General features: G+C 44.7%; 12 protein-coding genes. 10 read left to right on the top strand and 2 right to left on the bottom strand.

The features are described 5' to 3' along the window. Positions 1-42 precede the first annotated feature (42 nt). On the bottom strand, positions 43-2,451 hold the full coding sequence (locus BM261_RS07100) for a penicillin-binding protein 1A (protein ID WP_074896863.1): 2,409 nt from the start codon (positions 2,449-2,451) through the stop codon (positions 43-45). 149 nt (positions 2,452-2,600) lie between these two features. On the opposite strand from BM261_RS07100, the gene pilM reads away from it, so the two are divergent. From pilM to BM261_RS07070, 6 genes are all read left to right on the top strand, one after another. Beyond that, positions 2,601-3,698 carry a type IV pilus assembly protein PilM gene (pilM, locus tag BM261_RS07095; protein WP_074897126.1) on the top strand — a complete coding sequence of 366 codons (1,098 nt, stop codon included), beginning with the start codon at positions 2,601-2,603 and terminating at the stop codon, positions 3,696-3,698. A 2-nt stretch (positions 3,699-3,700) separates the two neighbouring features. Further along, complete coding sequence (locus BM261_RS07090) at positions 3,701-4,360, top strand: PilN domain-containing protein (protein WP_074896860.1); 660 nt, start codon at positions 3,701-3,703, stop codon at positions 4,358-4,360. A 1-nt stretch (position 4,361) separates the two neighbouring features. Then, positions 4,362-4,988 carry a type IV pilus inner membrane component PilO gene (locus tag BM261_RS07085; protein WP_049252880.1) on the top strand — a complete coding sequence of 209 codons (627 nt, stop codon included), beginning with the start codon at positions 4,362-4,364 and terminating at the stop codon, positions 4,986-4,988. 18 nt (positions 4,989-5,006) lie between these two features. Further along, the gene (locus BM261_RS07080) at positions 5,007-5,525 is read left to right on the top strand and encodes a pilus assembly protein PilP (RefSeq protein ID WP_049252834.1); all 519 of its coding nucleotides are present in this window, start codon (positions 5,007-5,009) and stop codon (positions 5,523-5,525) included. Positions 5,526-5,544: 19 nt separating this feature from the next. Then, positions 5,545-7,689: a type IV pilus secretin PilQ gene (locus BM261_RS07075; protein WP_074896856.1), complete on the top strand. Its 2,145-nt coding sequence runs from the start codon at positions 5,545-5,547 to the stop codon at positions 7,687-7,689. A gap of 809 nt (positions 7,690-8,498) precedes the next feature. Continuing rightward, positions 8,499-10,376 carry a monovalent cation:proton antiporter-2 (CPA2) family protein gene (locus BM261_RS07070; RefSeq protein ID WP_074896853.1) on the top strand — a complete coding sequence of 626 codons (1,878 nt, stop codon included), beginning with the start codon at positions 8,499-8,501 and terminating at the stop codon, positions 10,374-10,376. A 67-nt stretch (positions 10,377-10,443) separates the two neighbouring features. On the opposite strand, the gene BM261_RS07065 is transcribed toward BM261_RS07070, so the two are convergent. Further along, a complete protein-coding gene (locus BM261_RS07065) occupies positions 10,444-11,586 on the bottom strand; it encodes an extracellular solute-binding protein (RefSeq protein ID WP_049249695.1) in 1,143 nt (380 codons plus the stop codon). Between the two features lie 279 nt (positions 11,587-11,865). Here BM261_RS07065 and rpsT point away from each other — a divergent pair, with 279 nt between their 5' ends. The 4 genes from rpsT to aspS all read left to right on the top strand — a co-directional run bounded on the left by rpsT (position 11,866) and on the right by aspS (position 16,060). Next, positions 11,866-12,129 carry a 30S ribosomal protein S20 gene (gene rpsT, locus BM261_RS07060; RefSeq protein WP_041961506.1) on the top strand — a complete coding sequence of 88 codons (264 nt, stop codon included), beginning with the start codon at positions 11,866-11,868 and terminating at the stop codon, positions 12,127-12,129. Between the two features lie 117 nt (positions 12,130-12,246). Then, positions 12,247-13,383: a phospholipase A gene (locus tag BM261_RS07055; protein WP_074896850.1), complete on the top strand. Its 1,137-nt coding sequence runs from the start codon at positions 12,247-12,249 to the stop codon at positions 13,381-13,383. 107 nt (positions 13,384-13,490) lie between these two features. Next, positions 13,491-14,189: a DUF502 domain-containing protein gene (locus BM261_RS07050; RefSeq protein WP_074896847.1), complete on the top strand. Its 699-nt coding sequence runs from the start codon at positions 13,491-13,493 to the stop codon at positions 14,187-14,189. Between the two features lie 62 nt (positions 14,190-14,251). Next, positions 14,252-16,060, top strand: coding sequence for an aspartate--tRNA ligase (gene aspS, locus BM261_RS07045; protein WP_074896845.1), 1,809 nt, complete (start codon positions 14,252-14,254; stop codon positions 16,058-16,060). The last annotated feature ends 118 nt before the right edge of the window (positions 16,061-16,178 follow it).

Below are 16,178 nucleotides of genomic sequence, written 5' to 3'. Positions count from 1 at the left end.
AAAGAAACGGCAACGTTTGGGAGACGTTGCCGTTTGGGTACATCAGAATAAATCGTTCAAATCGTTATCAGCCGCGGGTTTGCGGTTGATTGGTTTGACTTCGGTTTCTTCCGTTACCCTGTTGATGGGTTTCAGCTCTTGTTCGCCATTGTCTTGATTGGTTCGGGTTGGTGAACCTGTATCGGTGTTTTCATTGGCGGGACGGCTGCTGGTGTTGTCAATTCTAATCGATGGGTCAGTAGTTTGACGTTCTTTGTAGAAATATTCTCCTCCACGCAGTACCAAGCCTGTCGGTACTTTCATACCGTTGCTTTCTTTGCCTTTCAATGCGTGACGCATATATTCCACCCAAACAGGCAGGGCGATGGTGCCGCCATAGCCAGCACGACCCATACTGCGCGGTTTATCGAAGCCAATGAAGACGGCGGTTACGATGTCTGGGTTGAAACCGACAAACCATGCGTCTTTGTTGTCATTGGTCGTGCCGGTTTTGCCGGCAATGTCCGAGCGGCCCAGAGACAATGCGCCTCGTGCAGTACCGTATTTGACGACATCCTGCATGATTTTATACATGATGTAGGCATTGCGCGGGTCGATAACCTGCGGTGCGTTCTCCCCGGCGACAAGCGGTTGCATTTGGGCTTTGAGGCGGTCTTGCGAATCATAGATTTTGTCGATGACATACGCAGAAACTTTGTAGCCGCCGTTCGCAAACACAGCATAGGCTTCAGCCATTTGTAAAGGGGTGCTTGATCCTGCCCCAAGTGCCATTGAAAGGTTGGCAGGATGGTTGGACGGTTTGAAGCCAAATTTTTGGATATATTGCTGTGTATAGTCCACACCATTGGCCATCAAGATACGGATGGAAACCATATTTTTGGATTTGGTCAACGCATGGCGCAGTGTAATCGGGCCATCATAACGGCCGTCTGAATTTTTTGGTGTCCAAGGCCGTCCTCCTCGTCCTGCTCCGGGAATGGAAAGCGGTTCGTCATTTATTAAAGTTGCAGCTGTCATGCCTTTTGCCAGTGCTGCCGAATATACAAACGGTTTGAATGAAGAACCCGGTTGACGCATGGCTTGGGTGGCCCGGTTGAAATTTTTGCTGTGGAAGTTATAACCGCCAACTAAAGCTTTTACCGCGCCGGTGCGTACATCCAAGGCAACTAATGCGCCCTGCAAGGCAGGTTCTTGGGCGATACGCCATTCGCCGCCTTTGATTCTTTGCAGGCGGATAACCGCACCTGGGCGAAGTTGTGCTTCTTCGAGTTTTGCATTGAGGATAGCATTGCGCGCACTTCCCATTTGAGCGGGGGTTAAACGAACGCGGTCGCCTGTTGTGATTTGAGCGACAATACCGGTGTTTTTTGATGCTTCAATAATAACGGCAGGTTCCAGACCATCGACAGCATGCATGGTAGACAGGTATTTGCCGACTATTTCTTCAAGATCTTCATCGCTGTCTTTGCCTAGTTCCAAATAACCCTCAGCACCACGATAAGCGCTTCCCCGATCAAAGCCGCGTAAAGTTTTGCGTAATGCATTGGTGGCAATGCGTTGGCTTTCGGTATCTACCGTTGTATACACTTTAAAGCCTTGCGTGTAGGCATCTTCTCCATATTTCTCGTAGAGTTCCTGACGTGCCATTTCCGCAACATATAACGAAGTTTGGTCGATATCTTGAACATGTCGTTCGTAATGCAGCTCTTGATTAAAAGCCGCATTTTTTTCGGCAGGAGTAATCATACCGAGCTCAACCATATTATCGAGTATGTACTCTTGGCGTTGTTTCGCCCGTTTCGGGTTGACTAGTGGGTTGGCAGCAGAAGGGAATTTGGGTAAACCTGCCAACATTGAGGCTTCTGCTAAATTCAGTTCTTGCACAGGTTTATTGAAATAAACCTGTGATGCGGCGGCAAAGCCATATGCACGCTGCCCCAAATAAATTTGGTTGAAATAAAGCTCTAAAATCTGATCTTTAGTTAAAGATTGTTCTATTTTGTAAGCAAGTAAAGCTTCGTTAAATTTTCGTGTGAAAGTTTGTTCGTTGGTCAGGTAAAAGTTACGGGCGACCTGCTGTGTAATTGTACTGGCACCGGAACGAACTCCGCCTGAGCGTAGATTCCCTACCATTGCACGACCTACGCCAAATACATCTACTCCCCAATGCTGATAAAAGCGTTTATCTTCCGCAGCAATCACAGCATCTTTTAATACTTGAGGAAACTCTTTGATTTCGGTAAATGCCCTCCGTTCTTCACCATAAGAGCCAATTAATTTTCCATCGGCAGAGTAAATGGTTAGCGGCATTTTAGGTTGATAGTTTTGAACTGCATCTAAGGCAGGTAATTTCGGGTAGGTAATCAAGACAGCAATCGCCAATAGGCCAATAGCGAAAAGAACCAGTCCGACAAGCAAACCGAATAGCGTGGTGAGAAATTTTTTAATCATGACTAAGTAATATTTACCCAAGAAGGCATTAAATAAAGTAAAATGGCTTTAACGTTTAGACAGGGCAGTAAATCAATTACTGCACATTCGTATCAACCGCTTACGGAAGCCGATATTGTAACCAATATTACATGGCAGGGAAATTAGTTATGCGTTTAACAAAAAATGGAAAGAATACAAAAGGTAAAGCTTCGTCAGGCTTTTCTGCGCGAGGCGCAGTCGGTATAGATGTTACTCAGAATGCCATCAAAATGGTTTATCTGTCTGGTCGTAATTTAAATCAAGTTCAGTTGGAAAAGTACTCGGTAGTTCGTTTGCCTAAAAACATCATAAAAGGGAATCGAATACTGGATTACGATCAACTCGTCTCATATTTGCAACATGCATATACCCAATTAAATACCAATAATCGCAATATTGTTGTGGCAATGCCTCAAACGTTCACAATTATTGAAACAGTTTCGTATAGTGCAAAAGATACTGAGATGGATGTAGAGGATTTTGCAGAATTTGAGATTGCCCAGTTGGTGCCGCTGGAGGAGGTTAATTATGATTATCAAATACTAGATAATGGTGGTAATCTTTCTCAAAGTAAGCTTTTACTAGTTGCTTCGCGAAAGGAGGATATTGAGCCTAGATTGGAAGCGTTTGATAGTGCTAATTTAACTCCAAAATTTTTAGATATTGATATTTTCGCCCAAGCGAATGCCTTTAATTATTGGTTAAATGATCAATCTCCTGAGTTGAAAGGAGAGAAGATTGTTGTTGTTAATATTTCAGAAAGTGAAATGTATTCCCTTGTTATGCAAGATGGTCAAATACTATATAAACAGGAATCACCATTAGGAGGGGAGCAGTTAAATCAATTGATCCAAAGAACTTATCAAGTTAGTGAAGAGCAAGCGCAGGTAATGCAAAGAGGAGGGGATAGGCCTGCAGATTATCAAATTCAAATTTCTGATAGGTTTAATGTTCAAATAGCTCAAGAAATTCAGAGAGTTCTACAATTTTACTATACGACGCAATCTGGGGAGCAATTCTCAAATATCAAACATATATTTTTGACGGGTGCGGCGTCCACTCAAGCTGGACTAACAGAAGTTATTTTTTCACAAACAAATACTGCTGCTGAATGCATCAATCCAATCAGTTGTTTGCAGTATAGTAAACATGTAGATGTGTCTGAATTAAATCAAGATGCATTTGGACTGACAGTTGCATTTGGCTTAGCTTTAAGGGGGCTATGAGAATGATGGATTTGATTAAGATTAATCTTTTACCATATAGGGAAGAGTTAAATCAAAAGAAAAAGCAGAAGTTTAATGTTTTAATGGCTGCTTCAGGAATAATTGGTATTGGTCTAGCAGTAGTAGCTTTTCTAGGCATTAATCAAGCTATTTCTGCCCAAGAAAGTAGGAATGCCTTCTTGGAAGGTGAAATTAAAATATTGGATACAGCAATAGCAGAAATTGCTAGTTTAAAAGCAGAGAAGGAAGATTTTTTAGCTAAAAAACAGAAAGTAGAAGAGTTACAAAGTAAACGTTTTGAAGGTGCTCAGATAATTGACACATTGAATCAGCTTATACCAGAAGGAGTCTTTCTCATTTCAGTATCTTCATCTAATGAAAAGAATTATGAAATAAAAGGTAAAGCTTCTAGCGATAATCGAATCGCAATGTTTATGAAATCATTACCTTCTACAATGTTGTTTGAGCAACCGGAACTTTTGGAGATCAAAAAAACCGATAATGGCCAGGATTTTGTTATTAAATCGGATTTAATTACCCCCCAAAATAAAATTCTTGATGCTGGAGCTGGGATAGCAATTGATTCTGCATCATCAGAATCTGCATCTAGTGCATCGGCAGCAATACCTGCTGAACAAAATGCATCAAATGGAGGAAGATGAAATGGCAAATAAAGATTTGGACTTGAAGAATCTACATGAATTAAATGATCCATTAAAATATGGATTGGCCTGTTTGTTAATTATTTGTATATTAGGTTTGGGGTATATATTCTTTTTCAAAGATCAGTTAGCCGAATTAGATGTTGCTAAAGAAAAAGAAATAAGCTTAAAAGAAACGTTCCGGCAAAAAAGTATACAAGCTGCTAATTTAAATAACTTGAAATTAGAGCTAGAGGCACTTCGAGCCTCATTTAATCAATTATTGAAACAGCTGCCAACAGATAAAGAAATACCTAATTTAATTCAGGAGCTTCATCAAGCTGCTTCAAAAAATGGTTTGCAACTAAGTGGACTGTCTCCACTTGAGCCAGTGAATGATGGTGCAATTCAACGCCTTCCGTATAATCTTTCAATTAGTGGTCAATATGACCAAGTATCTAAATTTGCGCGCGATATAGGTGAGTTATCCCGTATAATTACCTTGAGTCAGTTGAATATAAAGAAAGATGATAAAACTGGTTTAATCACTTTAGATGCTATCGCAAACACATATAAAGCTCGTCCTGCTGCAGATCTAGAAGCGGAGCGCAAGCAACTTGAGGCAGCATCTGCCTCTGCAGTTCAGTAAGATAATGGGGATGTTAAAATGGTCAAAAAACTTTGTTTGTTATCCAGTATGTTACTACTGACAGCATGCGATGCGGAACCAGGTGATCTTCGCGAATGGGTTAATGCAACAAAAAAAGAGGCTGAGGGAAAGTTTACTCCTGTAGATATTCCTCAAGGGGCACCTCAGTTGACTTATACTCCTCCTGTGCAACCAACATTAGATGCGTTTAATAGTAAAAGGTTGAGTACTAATCAAAATGGTGTTAATGCTCCAGATTTGAATAGACCAAAAGAGGTGTTAGAGGCTTTTGGATTAGACAGCATTAAATATGTTGGCTCATTTAATCAAAAAGGTAAAATATCAGCCTTTGTTGAGGTAGATGGCCATGTTTATACTGTACGGAAAGGTAATTATATCGGTCAAAACTATGGGCGAATCACAAATATAAGGGCGGATGCAATAGATATAACGGAATTAGTTGAAGATGCTTATGGTAATTGGACTTTCCGTCAAACTGAATTAATATTAAACGATTCGGATCAGGCTAAAAATTAGAATTTAAGGGGTTAGTATTATGAAAAAGTTAGTAGATGTTAAAATTTTTCCAATTTTAGGAATGGCATTGGCTGTGCAGGCTGTCTTTGCGGGCGATATTACTGATATTAATGTTTCTACATTGCCAAATAATCAGAAGATTGTTAAAGTTAAATTTGATAAAGACACAGTTTTACCATCAAATTCGATGGTAAATGAACCTTCTTCTCGTATTGCTTTGGATTTTCCGGCTACTGGAGTGACATTGCCACAATCTTCATTTGAGTATTCAGATTCATTATTAAACCAGGTTGCTGTAGTAAAAAATGGAAACAATGCTCGTGTATTGTTGGGTCTAAACAGATTAGGACACTATAAAGCAGAGGTTAAAGGTAAAGAAGTTTGGATTTATATTAATGAGGCGGTGTCTTCGAGTCATACGACACCAAGTGCTCAAGTTGTAAATAGTAAAATTGCAAGTTCTGAAGCTGCTGCAGTTACGGTTGATTTTAGAAAGTCAGGAAGATCAAATGGTATTGTTGAGATTATGACTAGAAAATATCAGGGTAAACCTGATATTAAACATAATAATGGTAGTTTAATAATTACCTTTAAAAATTATCCTCTTCCCGTTCAAGCTCAGCGTAATTTGGATGTGAGTGATTTTAGTACACCCGTGCGAAATGTTGTCTTAAAAAGAATTGGCAATGATACGCAAATAGTTATTAAGAATCAAGGTTCGTGGACTCATGATATTAAAACAACGAATGATAGATTTATTGTTGAAGTAAGTCAGAAATCATCAGTTGAGAGTTCAGGTTTGCCTTCTAATCAGAATAAATCATTTAAGGGTAATAAAGTTTCTTTAGACTTTCAAGATGTTGATGTTCGTACAGTGTTGCAAATTCTAGCTAAAGAATCAGGTATGAATATTGTAGCTAGCGATAGTGTTACAGGAAAAATGACTTTGACTCTTAAAGATGTCCCTTGGGATCAGGCACTAGATTTAGTGATGCAGGCTCGTAATTTAGATATGAGAAAAACAGGTAATGTTATTAATGTAGCGCCTAGAGAAGAGTTATTGGCTAAAGATAAAGCGATTCTAACTCAACAGAGAGAAATTGATGAGTTGGGTCCTTTATATTCTAGAACATTCCAACTAAAATATAAAAATGTAGAAGAATTTCGTAAAATACTAAAACTTGATGAAAATAATAGTAGCAACACTAGTAATAATATCAATAGAACGATTTTAAGTAATCGAGGTAGTGCATTAATTGATCCAGCTACTAATACGTTAGTTATTACTGATAATACCTTTGTACTGCAAAAATTTGAAAAATTAATTGCAGAATTAGATGTTCCCGCACGGCAGGTGATGGTTGAGGCTAGAATTGTGGAGGCGGAAGACGGCTTCTCACGTCAATTGGGTGTTAAATTCGGATATGCAGGTTCAAATGGTAAAAATAGTTGGGGGAGTAACTGGGCCAATGCTGGTGCTAACCGTAATAGTTATGTAGATAAGCAAAGAACTCTTGCAAATTGGAGTAGAAATCCATCCCAAGATATTCCAGCATTGCCAGCATGGACTGTTGACCCTAATGTGAATTTACCTACAGCTGCTGCTACGTCAAGTATTGCTTTGGTTCATGCGTTATCTTCTGGTGCCCTGGGGTTAGAGCTGTCTGCACAACAGGCGCAGAATAAGTTGAAAATAGTTTCAACTCCTCGTGTTTTAACGCAGGATCGCAAAGAGGCGATAATTGAAGCGGGTACCGAAGTTCCATATCAAGAAGCTTCTTCAAGTGGTGCTACATCTACGTCATTTAAGAAAGCAGTATTGGGTATGACTGTAACGCCTAATATCACTCCTGATGGCCAGATAATTATGGATATTAAGATCAATAAAGATTCAGTAAATTCAGATTGTAGGGCTACCGAACCTTGTATAAATACTCAGCGTTTAAATACCAATGTTATGGTAGAAGATGGTGGAACGCTAATTTTGGGTGGTATTTATCAAGAGGAAAACTCAGAAGGCGTAAGTAAAGTTCCATTATTAGGCGATATTCCGGTTGTTGGTAACTTGTTTAAGTCGAAAACTAGATCTGATAAGAAAACTGAACTCTTGATTTTCATTACTCCTCGTATTGTTGATAATATTGGTAGCAATTTGAGATATTGATCTGTTACTAATAAATTCTGAATAGCCTAAAGCCTGTATAACAGGCTTTAGGCTATTTTTTGAACTTAGTCTAATATGTAGAAAATGGTACAGCTATCTATTAGTGTTACAAGAGGATATTAAATTAGGATTTGTTCTAGATGAACCGGGAATACCCACTTTTGAATTAAGATTACCCTTATGTAAAAAATCCATTTAAGTTACTATGAAAAGAACAGATTCATTGGTTGGTTTGTTACTCTTAATAAATTTTCCTGTGGATTGTATGCGGCCATCTGGCTTGGCTGTATAACAGTCTGTGTGTTAAATTTCTTCTGTGAGATGTCATAGATTATTCTACGTATACTACTGAATTTTCCTATTCGGATAACAGCATGAAATAGCATGGCAATGCCGACTATTTGTTTTACCTGTTGTATGCAAAACAATGTTGATTAAAGGTTTACTCCTATTGCGCGTCCTGCAACTAAAGGTAAAAGCGGAATGGATTATCTGTACTCTGATAAAAGGGTGGCATGGCAATTTTCTTCTTAAGGATTTGAAAGAAGATACACTTTTGCAATCTGAGTGGCTTTGTTCTCAATATGTTGTGTAAATCAATTTGGGGCTCCTTATATTTAAGACCGTCTGCAAAACTCTTTAATTTTTTCAGACGGTCTTTCGTATTATTTTAAACAAGTCATGCTTACTTATGACTTGAGTAGGTTAAAATAACAAGTTATTTGTGGCGCTTGAAATGTTTTTTCAGACGGCCTTACCTGATAAGGAGGGGCCATCTGAAAAGTGATTGAAAATACGAGAATAAAAATATGACGGAAATCTTACTTTTCACTTTTATTTATATGGCTTTTGCCGTAGCTGCCGTTTTGGTTTCGCAAAAATTGGGCCTGGGTTCGGTGTTGGGTTATTTGGCAGCCGGAATTTTAATCGGGCCTGTATTGGGGCTGGTGGGAAAAGAAGCACAATCCATACAGCACGTTGCGGAATTCGGCGTGGTAATGATGCTGTTTTTGGTCGGTTTGGAATTGGCACCGCAGATGCTGTGGCGTTTGCGGCATAAACTATTGGGTTTAGGTGGGTTGCAAGTCGGATTGACTTTGGCTGCCATTGCCGGCTTGGCCATGTTGCTGGGGCAGACTTGGCAGACAGGTGTGGCCGTCGGCTGTATCTTGGCATTGTCGTCCACGGCCATTGTGTTGCAGACATTTAGTGAGAAGAATTTGCTGCCGACTCCGGGCGGACAGGCCGGTTTTGCCGTATTGCTGTTTCAGGATGTGGCAGCTATTCCTATGTTAGCGTTACTACCCTTGTTGGGTACGGCTGTCGTTAAATCGGATCATAGTGATGTGCAAACCAATCTTTTGGCTGACCAGCCGGGCTGGGTAATCGCTTTGGTCAGCGTGGCGGCAATTGCTGTCATTGTCATCGGTGTGCGCTATCTTGTTCCAATTACTTTCCGCTTTATCAGCAAGAGCCGCCTGAGGGAAATGTTTACATTATTTACTTTGGCTGTGGTGGTCGGAATTGCAACTTTGATGTCGTTGATCGGTTTGTCTCCTGCACTGGGTGCTTTTATTGCAGGTGTGGCATTGGCAAACAGCTCATACCGACATGAAATGGAAAGCCATTTGGAGCCGTTCAAAGGCTTGTTGCTTGGCTTGTTTTTTATTACGGTTGGTGCGGGTATGAATTTCGGCTTGTTAGGCAGGGAGTTTTTACTGATTCTGGGTTTAACTGTTGCCACTATGGTGGTAAAGATAGTCGTGTTGCTTATATTGGGCAAACTGTTCCGATTGCCTTCTACAGCAGGTAAATTGTTTGCTTTGAGTTTGGCTCAGGCTGGAGAGTTTGGCTTTGTGCTTCTGTCTATTTCCCAGCAGAATCGTGTATTGCCGCAAGCACTGGCTGACCGTATTTCCCTCGTGGTCGCATTATCTATGTTGCTGACGCCGGCATTGTTCATCCTGTACGATAAGGTAATTGCCCCGCGCGGTATAGCCAAAGAAAACGAGAGCCGTCCGCACGACGAAATACATGAGGAAAATCCGATTATTTTGTTGGGGCACGGGCGATTTGGACGGCAAATCAACAGCATGCTGACAGGATGCGGCTTTCATACCACAGTCATCGATTTTCATGCCGAAACCGTGGAAGGTTTGAGCAAATATGGCTGTAAAATTTACTACGGTGATGCGACCAGCCCGGAATTATTGAACTCCATCGGCTTGGGTAAGGCTAAATTATTGATTGTTGCCATCGGAGATGACGACCAATCAACAGAAGTGGTGAAGTTCGTTCGCCGGCATTATCCTACGCTGACCATTATTGCCAGGGCGCATGGGCAACAACATGCTTACAACCTGCATCATGCAGGAGCGGATTTTATCGTCAGGGAAACTTTTGACGGTGCGATTCGCAGCGGACGGATTGCTTTGGAAAGTTTGGGCGTACCGTTGGCGCAGGCTAAGGATTTGAGTGAGTTTTACGCGGCCCGAGACCGATATCACTTATTTGCCTTGTCGGAACTGTATGACCCCGAAGTGCCGCCGTTTGCCAATGAAGCATTGATGGAAAAATCCAAGCAACTTGATGAAGAAACTGCGGAAATGATGCAGACGCTGTTGCGCGGAGGAACCGTGGATTGGCAGAACGAGGCTGCAGATTGGGCGTATAGTAAAAAGAATTAAACTGTATGCCAGCCATAAAATAAAAAAGGCCGTCTGAAAGTTTTCAGACGGCCTTTTTTCAGAGAAATCAGTTGCCTGATTTGATTTTTTGCCATAAATCGACGGTTTGTTTTTTCGCTTCATTACTCATTTGAGGCATCACAAAGCCATCGGCCATATCCTGATCGTTCGGGAAAATCGAACGGACTTCAACCAGTTTCGGATCCATCAGTTTTTTTGCAGGCAAACTTGCAGGAGCAAAGGTAACGAAATTACCGTTTCGGGCAGCGATTTCGGGTTGTAGGGTGTAATTGATGTATTTGTGTGCGTTAACCACGTTTTTGGCATCGGCGGGAATCAGCCAAGATTCAATCCAGAAACCCATGCCTTTCGGTGTCAAAACTTCGATGCCAACTTTGCTGCCGACTTCTTCCGAACGTTTCTTCGCCATATTCAGGTCGCCGCCGTTGCCGACAGCCAAACAGACGTCGCCTCGTGCCAGTTCATCAATCAATGACGGGCTGAAACGTTTGATGTCCGGACGCACTTTTTTCAACACTTCCGCAGCGGCTTCAATATCGGCGGGATTTTTACCTGCCGGATCCTTGCCCAGATAGTTCAGGATGATGGGGAAGACTTCGCTCGGCGTGTCCCACATGGCGATGCCGCAGCCTTTCAGTTTGGATGTGTATTCAGGTTTGAACAGCAAATCCCAGCCGTTTTCGGGTAACTGGCCGCCCAAAGCCTCTTTGCCTTTGGCTGTAATGGCTACAGTATTAACACCAGAAAAATACGGGACGGCATATTCGTTGCCGGGGTCGGCAGTTGCCAGCATTTCCAGCAATTTGGGATTGATGTCTTTGTAATTCGGGATTAGGTCTTTATTGATTTTTTGATAGGCACCGGCCTGAATTTGGCGCGGAAGGAAGGCAATGCCGGGAACCACCAAGTCGTAGCCCGATTTCCCTGTCAGCACTTTGGCTTCCAGCGTTTCGTTGTTTTCGTATAAGTCGTAAACCAGTTTCAAGTTGTTGGCTTGCTTGAATTCGTCTACGGTGTCTTCATCCACATAATTCGACCAGTTGTAGATATTCAGCGCGTCGGTAGCGCCGCTATTGGCAGCAGTTGCAGGCGTTTGACCGTTGTTTTGTGAATCGGCGGCCTGTTCGGATTTTCCGCCGCAGGCGGCAAGAGCCAGTGCAATCATTGCAGTCAATAAAGTTTTTTTCATGATGGCTATCATTCCTTGGTGTTGATAAAAAAGCTTCCTGCCGTTTATTTCAGTATGCACTGATTCGGTTCGGCAGGATGCCGGGGATTGTAATGTTATTTTTACAAAAAATCAAAATATTAAACATAACTTCCTGTGAGGGGTTTGCCGGTTTTGCGTCCAACCGTACACAAAGGAGGCCGTCTGAAAAAGCCTTTACGATAAAAACCTTGCATCTGGGCAGTTTAGTTATTAAAATGCCGCGTTTACGAAATTCAATTCATTCAGGAGATATCCGATATGGCCAATAGCGCACAAGCCCGCAAGCGTGCACGTCAGGCAGTGAAAAACCGCGCGCATAACGCCAGTTTGCGTACTGCGTTCCGCACTGCCGTAAAAAAAGTTTTGAAAGCTGTTGAAGCAGGCGATAAAGCCGCAGCACAATCCGTATTCCGCGACGCGGTAAAAGTGTTGGACCGCATTGCCGACAAAGGCGTATTCCACAAAAATAAAGCAGCACGACACAAAAGCCGTCTGTCTGCCAAAATCAAAGCAATGGCATAACAGCCTTTGCCGACCAACGCCCCCGAGACGGCCGCCTTGCGGTTGGCGGGGGTTGTTTTTTATGGTGGCGTAATTGGGGCGACACCGGACAATTCTGCATAAAAACAGAGTGGATGAATGTATAAATACCGTTTTTTGCTTTTTGCTGTTGCAGCCGCGTTGCCGGCAGCCGCAGTTGCCAACGATGCCGCGTTGCAATGTACATTATTGCAAGACAATGCCTTAAGGTTGGCCTGTTACGATAAGGTTTTTGCCGCACAATTGCCGCCGGAGCAGCCGCTTTCAGAGCATGAGGCTGACGGCAAACCTCAGCTCGACGTTGTGCAGAGCGTTCGTCAGAGTATAGGGAATAAAGAGGCGACGTTGGTGTTTGATACGCCGGAAGGGCAGGCGGAGCCGTCTCAAGAATTGGCCGATGCGGCAGCCGCCTATACGCCTTTGAGTCAGATGTACGATTTGGATGCCAACGATCCGCACGGTATTTTAACCGTACGGGAACACAACCCGATGTACCTCATGCCCGTATGGTACAACAGCAGCCCGAATTATGCGCCGTCTTCGCCAACGCGGGGCGCGGCTTCGCAGGAACGGTTTTCGGATCAAAAACGGATAGAAACCAAAATGCAGGTTTCTTTCAAGAGCAAAATTGCCGAAGATTTGTTTAAAAGCCGTGCTGACTTATGGTTTGGCTATACCCAGAAATCCGATTGGCAGATTTATAACCAAGGCCGCCGTTCCGCGCCGTTCCGCAATACGGATTACGAGCCTGAAATCTTCATTACCCAGCCCGTGAAGGCCCAGCTGCCATGGGGCGGCAGGCTCCGTATGTTGGGTGTTGGTTTTGCCCATCAGTCAAACGGGCAAAGCAGGCCGGAGTCGCGCTCTTGGAATAAAGTTTACGCAATGGCCGGTATGGAGTGGGGCAAGCTGACGGTTATCCCGCGCGTTTGGATGAGGCTTTTCGACAGCAGAGGCGAAGATAACGATAACCCCGATTTAACCAAATATTTGGGTTATGGCGACGTCAAACTGCAATACCGCCTGAACGACAAGCATAATTTTTCGACCACTTTGCGCTACAACCCGAAAAGCGGCTATGGCGCGGCGGAGGCGGCCTACACTTTCCCCATCAAGGGCAAACTTCAGGGAGTGGTGCGCGGCTTTCACGGTTACGGCGAGAGCCTGATTGACTATAACCACAAACAAAGCGGCATCGGTTTCGGTTTGATGTTCAACGGTTGGGACGGTTTTTAAAACTTTCAGACGGCCTCTTTCAAAGATACCCGGAGGCCGTCTGAAAAATTCGTTTCTTTCAAAACGGCGGCGTATAATGCGCAGCCTGCTCCACATAGAACAAAGGCATGGCAGACAAAAAACAAGAAGGCGGTATTGGCAAAGCGCTGAAAAAATACCTGATTACCGGCGTTCTGGTATGGACGCCGATTGCCGTTACCGTGTGGGTAATCGGTTATATCATTTCCGCGACCGATCAGTTGGCGGCATTGATTCCGGCGCAATGGCAGCCGGAACGCTACCTCGGCTTCCATCTGCCGGGAACCGGATTCCTTGTGGCCGTAGTCGTCTTATTGATTACCGGCGTGTTTGCCGCCAATATGCTGGGACGCAAGATTTTGGAGGGGTGGGATTCGCTTTTGGGGCGTATCCCGGTGGTGAAATCCATCTATTCCAGCGTAAAAAAAGTATCCGAATCCTTATTTTCCGACAACAGCCGCTCGTTTAAAACGCCGGTTTTGGTTCCTTTTCCGCAGCCGGATATTTGGACGATCGGATTCGTATCCGGTGCTTTGGCCGAAAGCGTTGCCTCCGCCCTGCCGGCACAAGAAGGCTATATTCCCGTTTATGTACCGACCACGCCCAATCCGACCGGCGGCTATTACATCATGGTGAAAAAGGGCGATGTGCGCGAACTCGACATGAGCGTGGACGACGCATTGAAATATGTGATTTCGCTGGGCATGGTGATACCCGATGAAGTGCCGGCAAAAGCTTTTGCCGAATACAGGCCATCTGAAAACGGCGATACGGAACAAAACAATTAAGGTGTCTTTTCAGACGGCCTTTTCTTTCTTTTCAAATTGAACAATCATAAAAAGGTGATTTTATGCGTACCAACTATTGCGGCCTGATCAGCGAGCAATACTTAGACCAAACCGTAACCGTCAAAGGCTGGGTGCACCGCCGGCGCGACCACGGCGGTGTGATTTTTATCGACCTGCGCGACCGCGAAGGCATTGTCCAAGTCGTGATTGACCCCGATACGCCCGAAGCGTTTGCCACTGCCGATTCCGCCCGCAACGAATACGTTTTGAGCATTACCGGCCGCGTGCGCAACCGTCCTGAAGGCACGACCAACGACAAAATGATTTCCGGCAAAATCGAAATCCTCGCCAAAGAAATCGAAGTGTTGAACGCCGCCGCTACGCCGCCGTTCCAAATCGACGACGAAAACATCAGCGAAAACGTGCGCCTGACCAACCGCGTTATCGACCTGCGCCGTCCGGTGATGCAGCGCAACCTGCGCCTGCGTTATCAAGTCGCTATGGGCGTTCGCCGTTATTTGGACGCGCAAGGTTTCATCGACATCGAAACCCCGATGCTGACCCGCTCCACGCCTGAAGGTGCGCGCGACTACCTCGTGCCGAGCCGCGTTCATCCGGGCGAGTTTTTCGCGCTGCCGCAATCGCCGCAATTGTTCAAACAACTGTTGATGGTGGCGGGTTTCGACCGTTACTACCAAATTACCAAGTGCTTCCGCGACGAAGACTTGCGCGCCGACCGCCAGCCTGAATTCACCCAAATCGACTTGGAAACCTCGTTCTTGAACGAGGATGAAATCATGGACATCACCGAAGGCATGGCAAAACAAGTTTTCCAAGACGCGTTGGGCGTGGACTTGGGCGATTTCCCGCGTATGCCTTACGCCGAAGCCATGTTCTACTACGGCTCCGACAAACCCGATATGCGCATCAGCCTGAAATTCACCGAGCTGACCGACCTGATGAAAACGGAAGAATTCAAAGTCTTCCGTGGCGTCGCCGACATGAAAGGCGGCCGCGTGGTTGCCCTGCGCGTACCGAACGGCGCGAAATTCAGCCGCAAGGAAATCGACGAATACACCAAATTTGTCGGCATCTACGGCGCGAAAGGTTTGGCGTACATCAAAGTGAACGATGTCGGCAACCTTTCCAACGGCGAAGACAGCGGTCTGCAATCTCCAATCGTGAAATTCCTGTCTGAAAATGCCCTGAAAGAAATCATCGAACGTACCGGCGCGCAAAACGGTGACATCATCTTCTTCGGCGCAGACAAAGCCAAAGTTGTGAACGAAGCCATCGGCGCACTGCGTATCAAAGTCGGTTTGGAACACGGCGCGGAAAACGGCTACTTCGTGGACGAATGGAAACCTTTGTGGGTCGTCGATTTCCCGATGTTCGAATACGACGAAGACGGCGACCGCTGGGCAGCCATGCACCATCCGTTCACCTCGCCCAAACCCGGCCATGAAGACCTAATGGAATCCGACCCTGAAAACTGCCTGGCCCGCGCCTACGACATGGTGCTCAACGGCTGGGAAATCGGCGGCGGCTCCATCCGTATCCACCGCGCCGACATTCAGGAAAAAGTGTTCGCCGCGCTGAAAATCACGCCTGAAGAGCAGCAAAACAAATTCGGCTTCCTCTTGGACAACCTGAAATTCGGCGCGCCACCACACGGCGGTTTGGCATTCGGCCTTGACCGTTTGGTAACGCTGATGACCGGCGCCGAGTCCATCCGCGACGTGATTGCCTTCCCGAAAACCCAACGCGCCCAATGTCTGCTGACTAATGCACCGAATGCGGTGGACGACAAACAACTGCGCGAATTGAGCCTGCGCCTGCGTCAAAAAGCGACCGAAAATAAAGAAGCGTAGTTTTCCGCAACGGTTAAAGGCCGTCTGAAACCCTGTTTCAGACGGCCTTTCCCATTTTTCAGCCAATTCAAATCAAAAGGAAGCGTCCTGTTGATGCGGAAACGGCAACGCCGTTTTG

It is taken from the genome of Neisseria elongata subsp. elongata, from assembly GCF_900113545.1.
GTDB lineage: Bacteria > Pseudomonadota > Gammaproteobacteria > Burkholderiales > Neisseriaceae > Neisseria > Neisseria elongata.
This window is presented reverse-complemented; position numbering and strand designations above follow the sequence as displayed.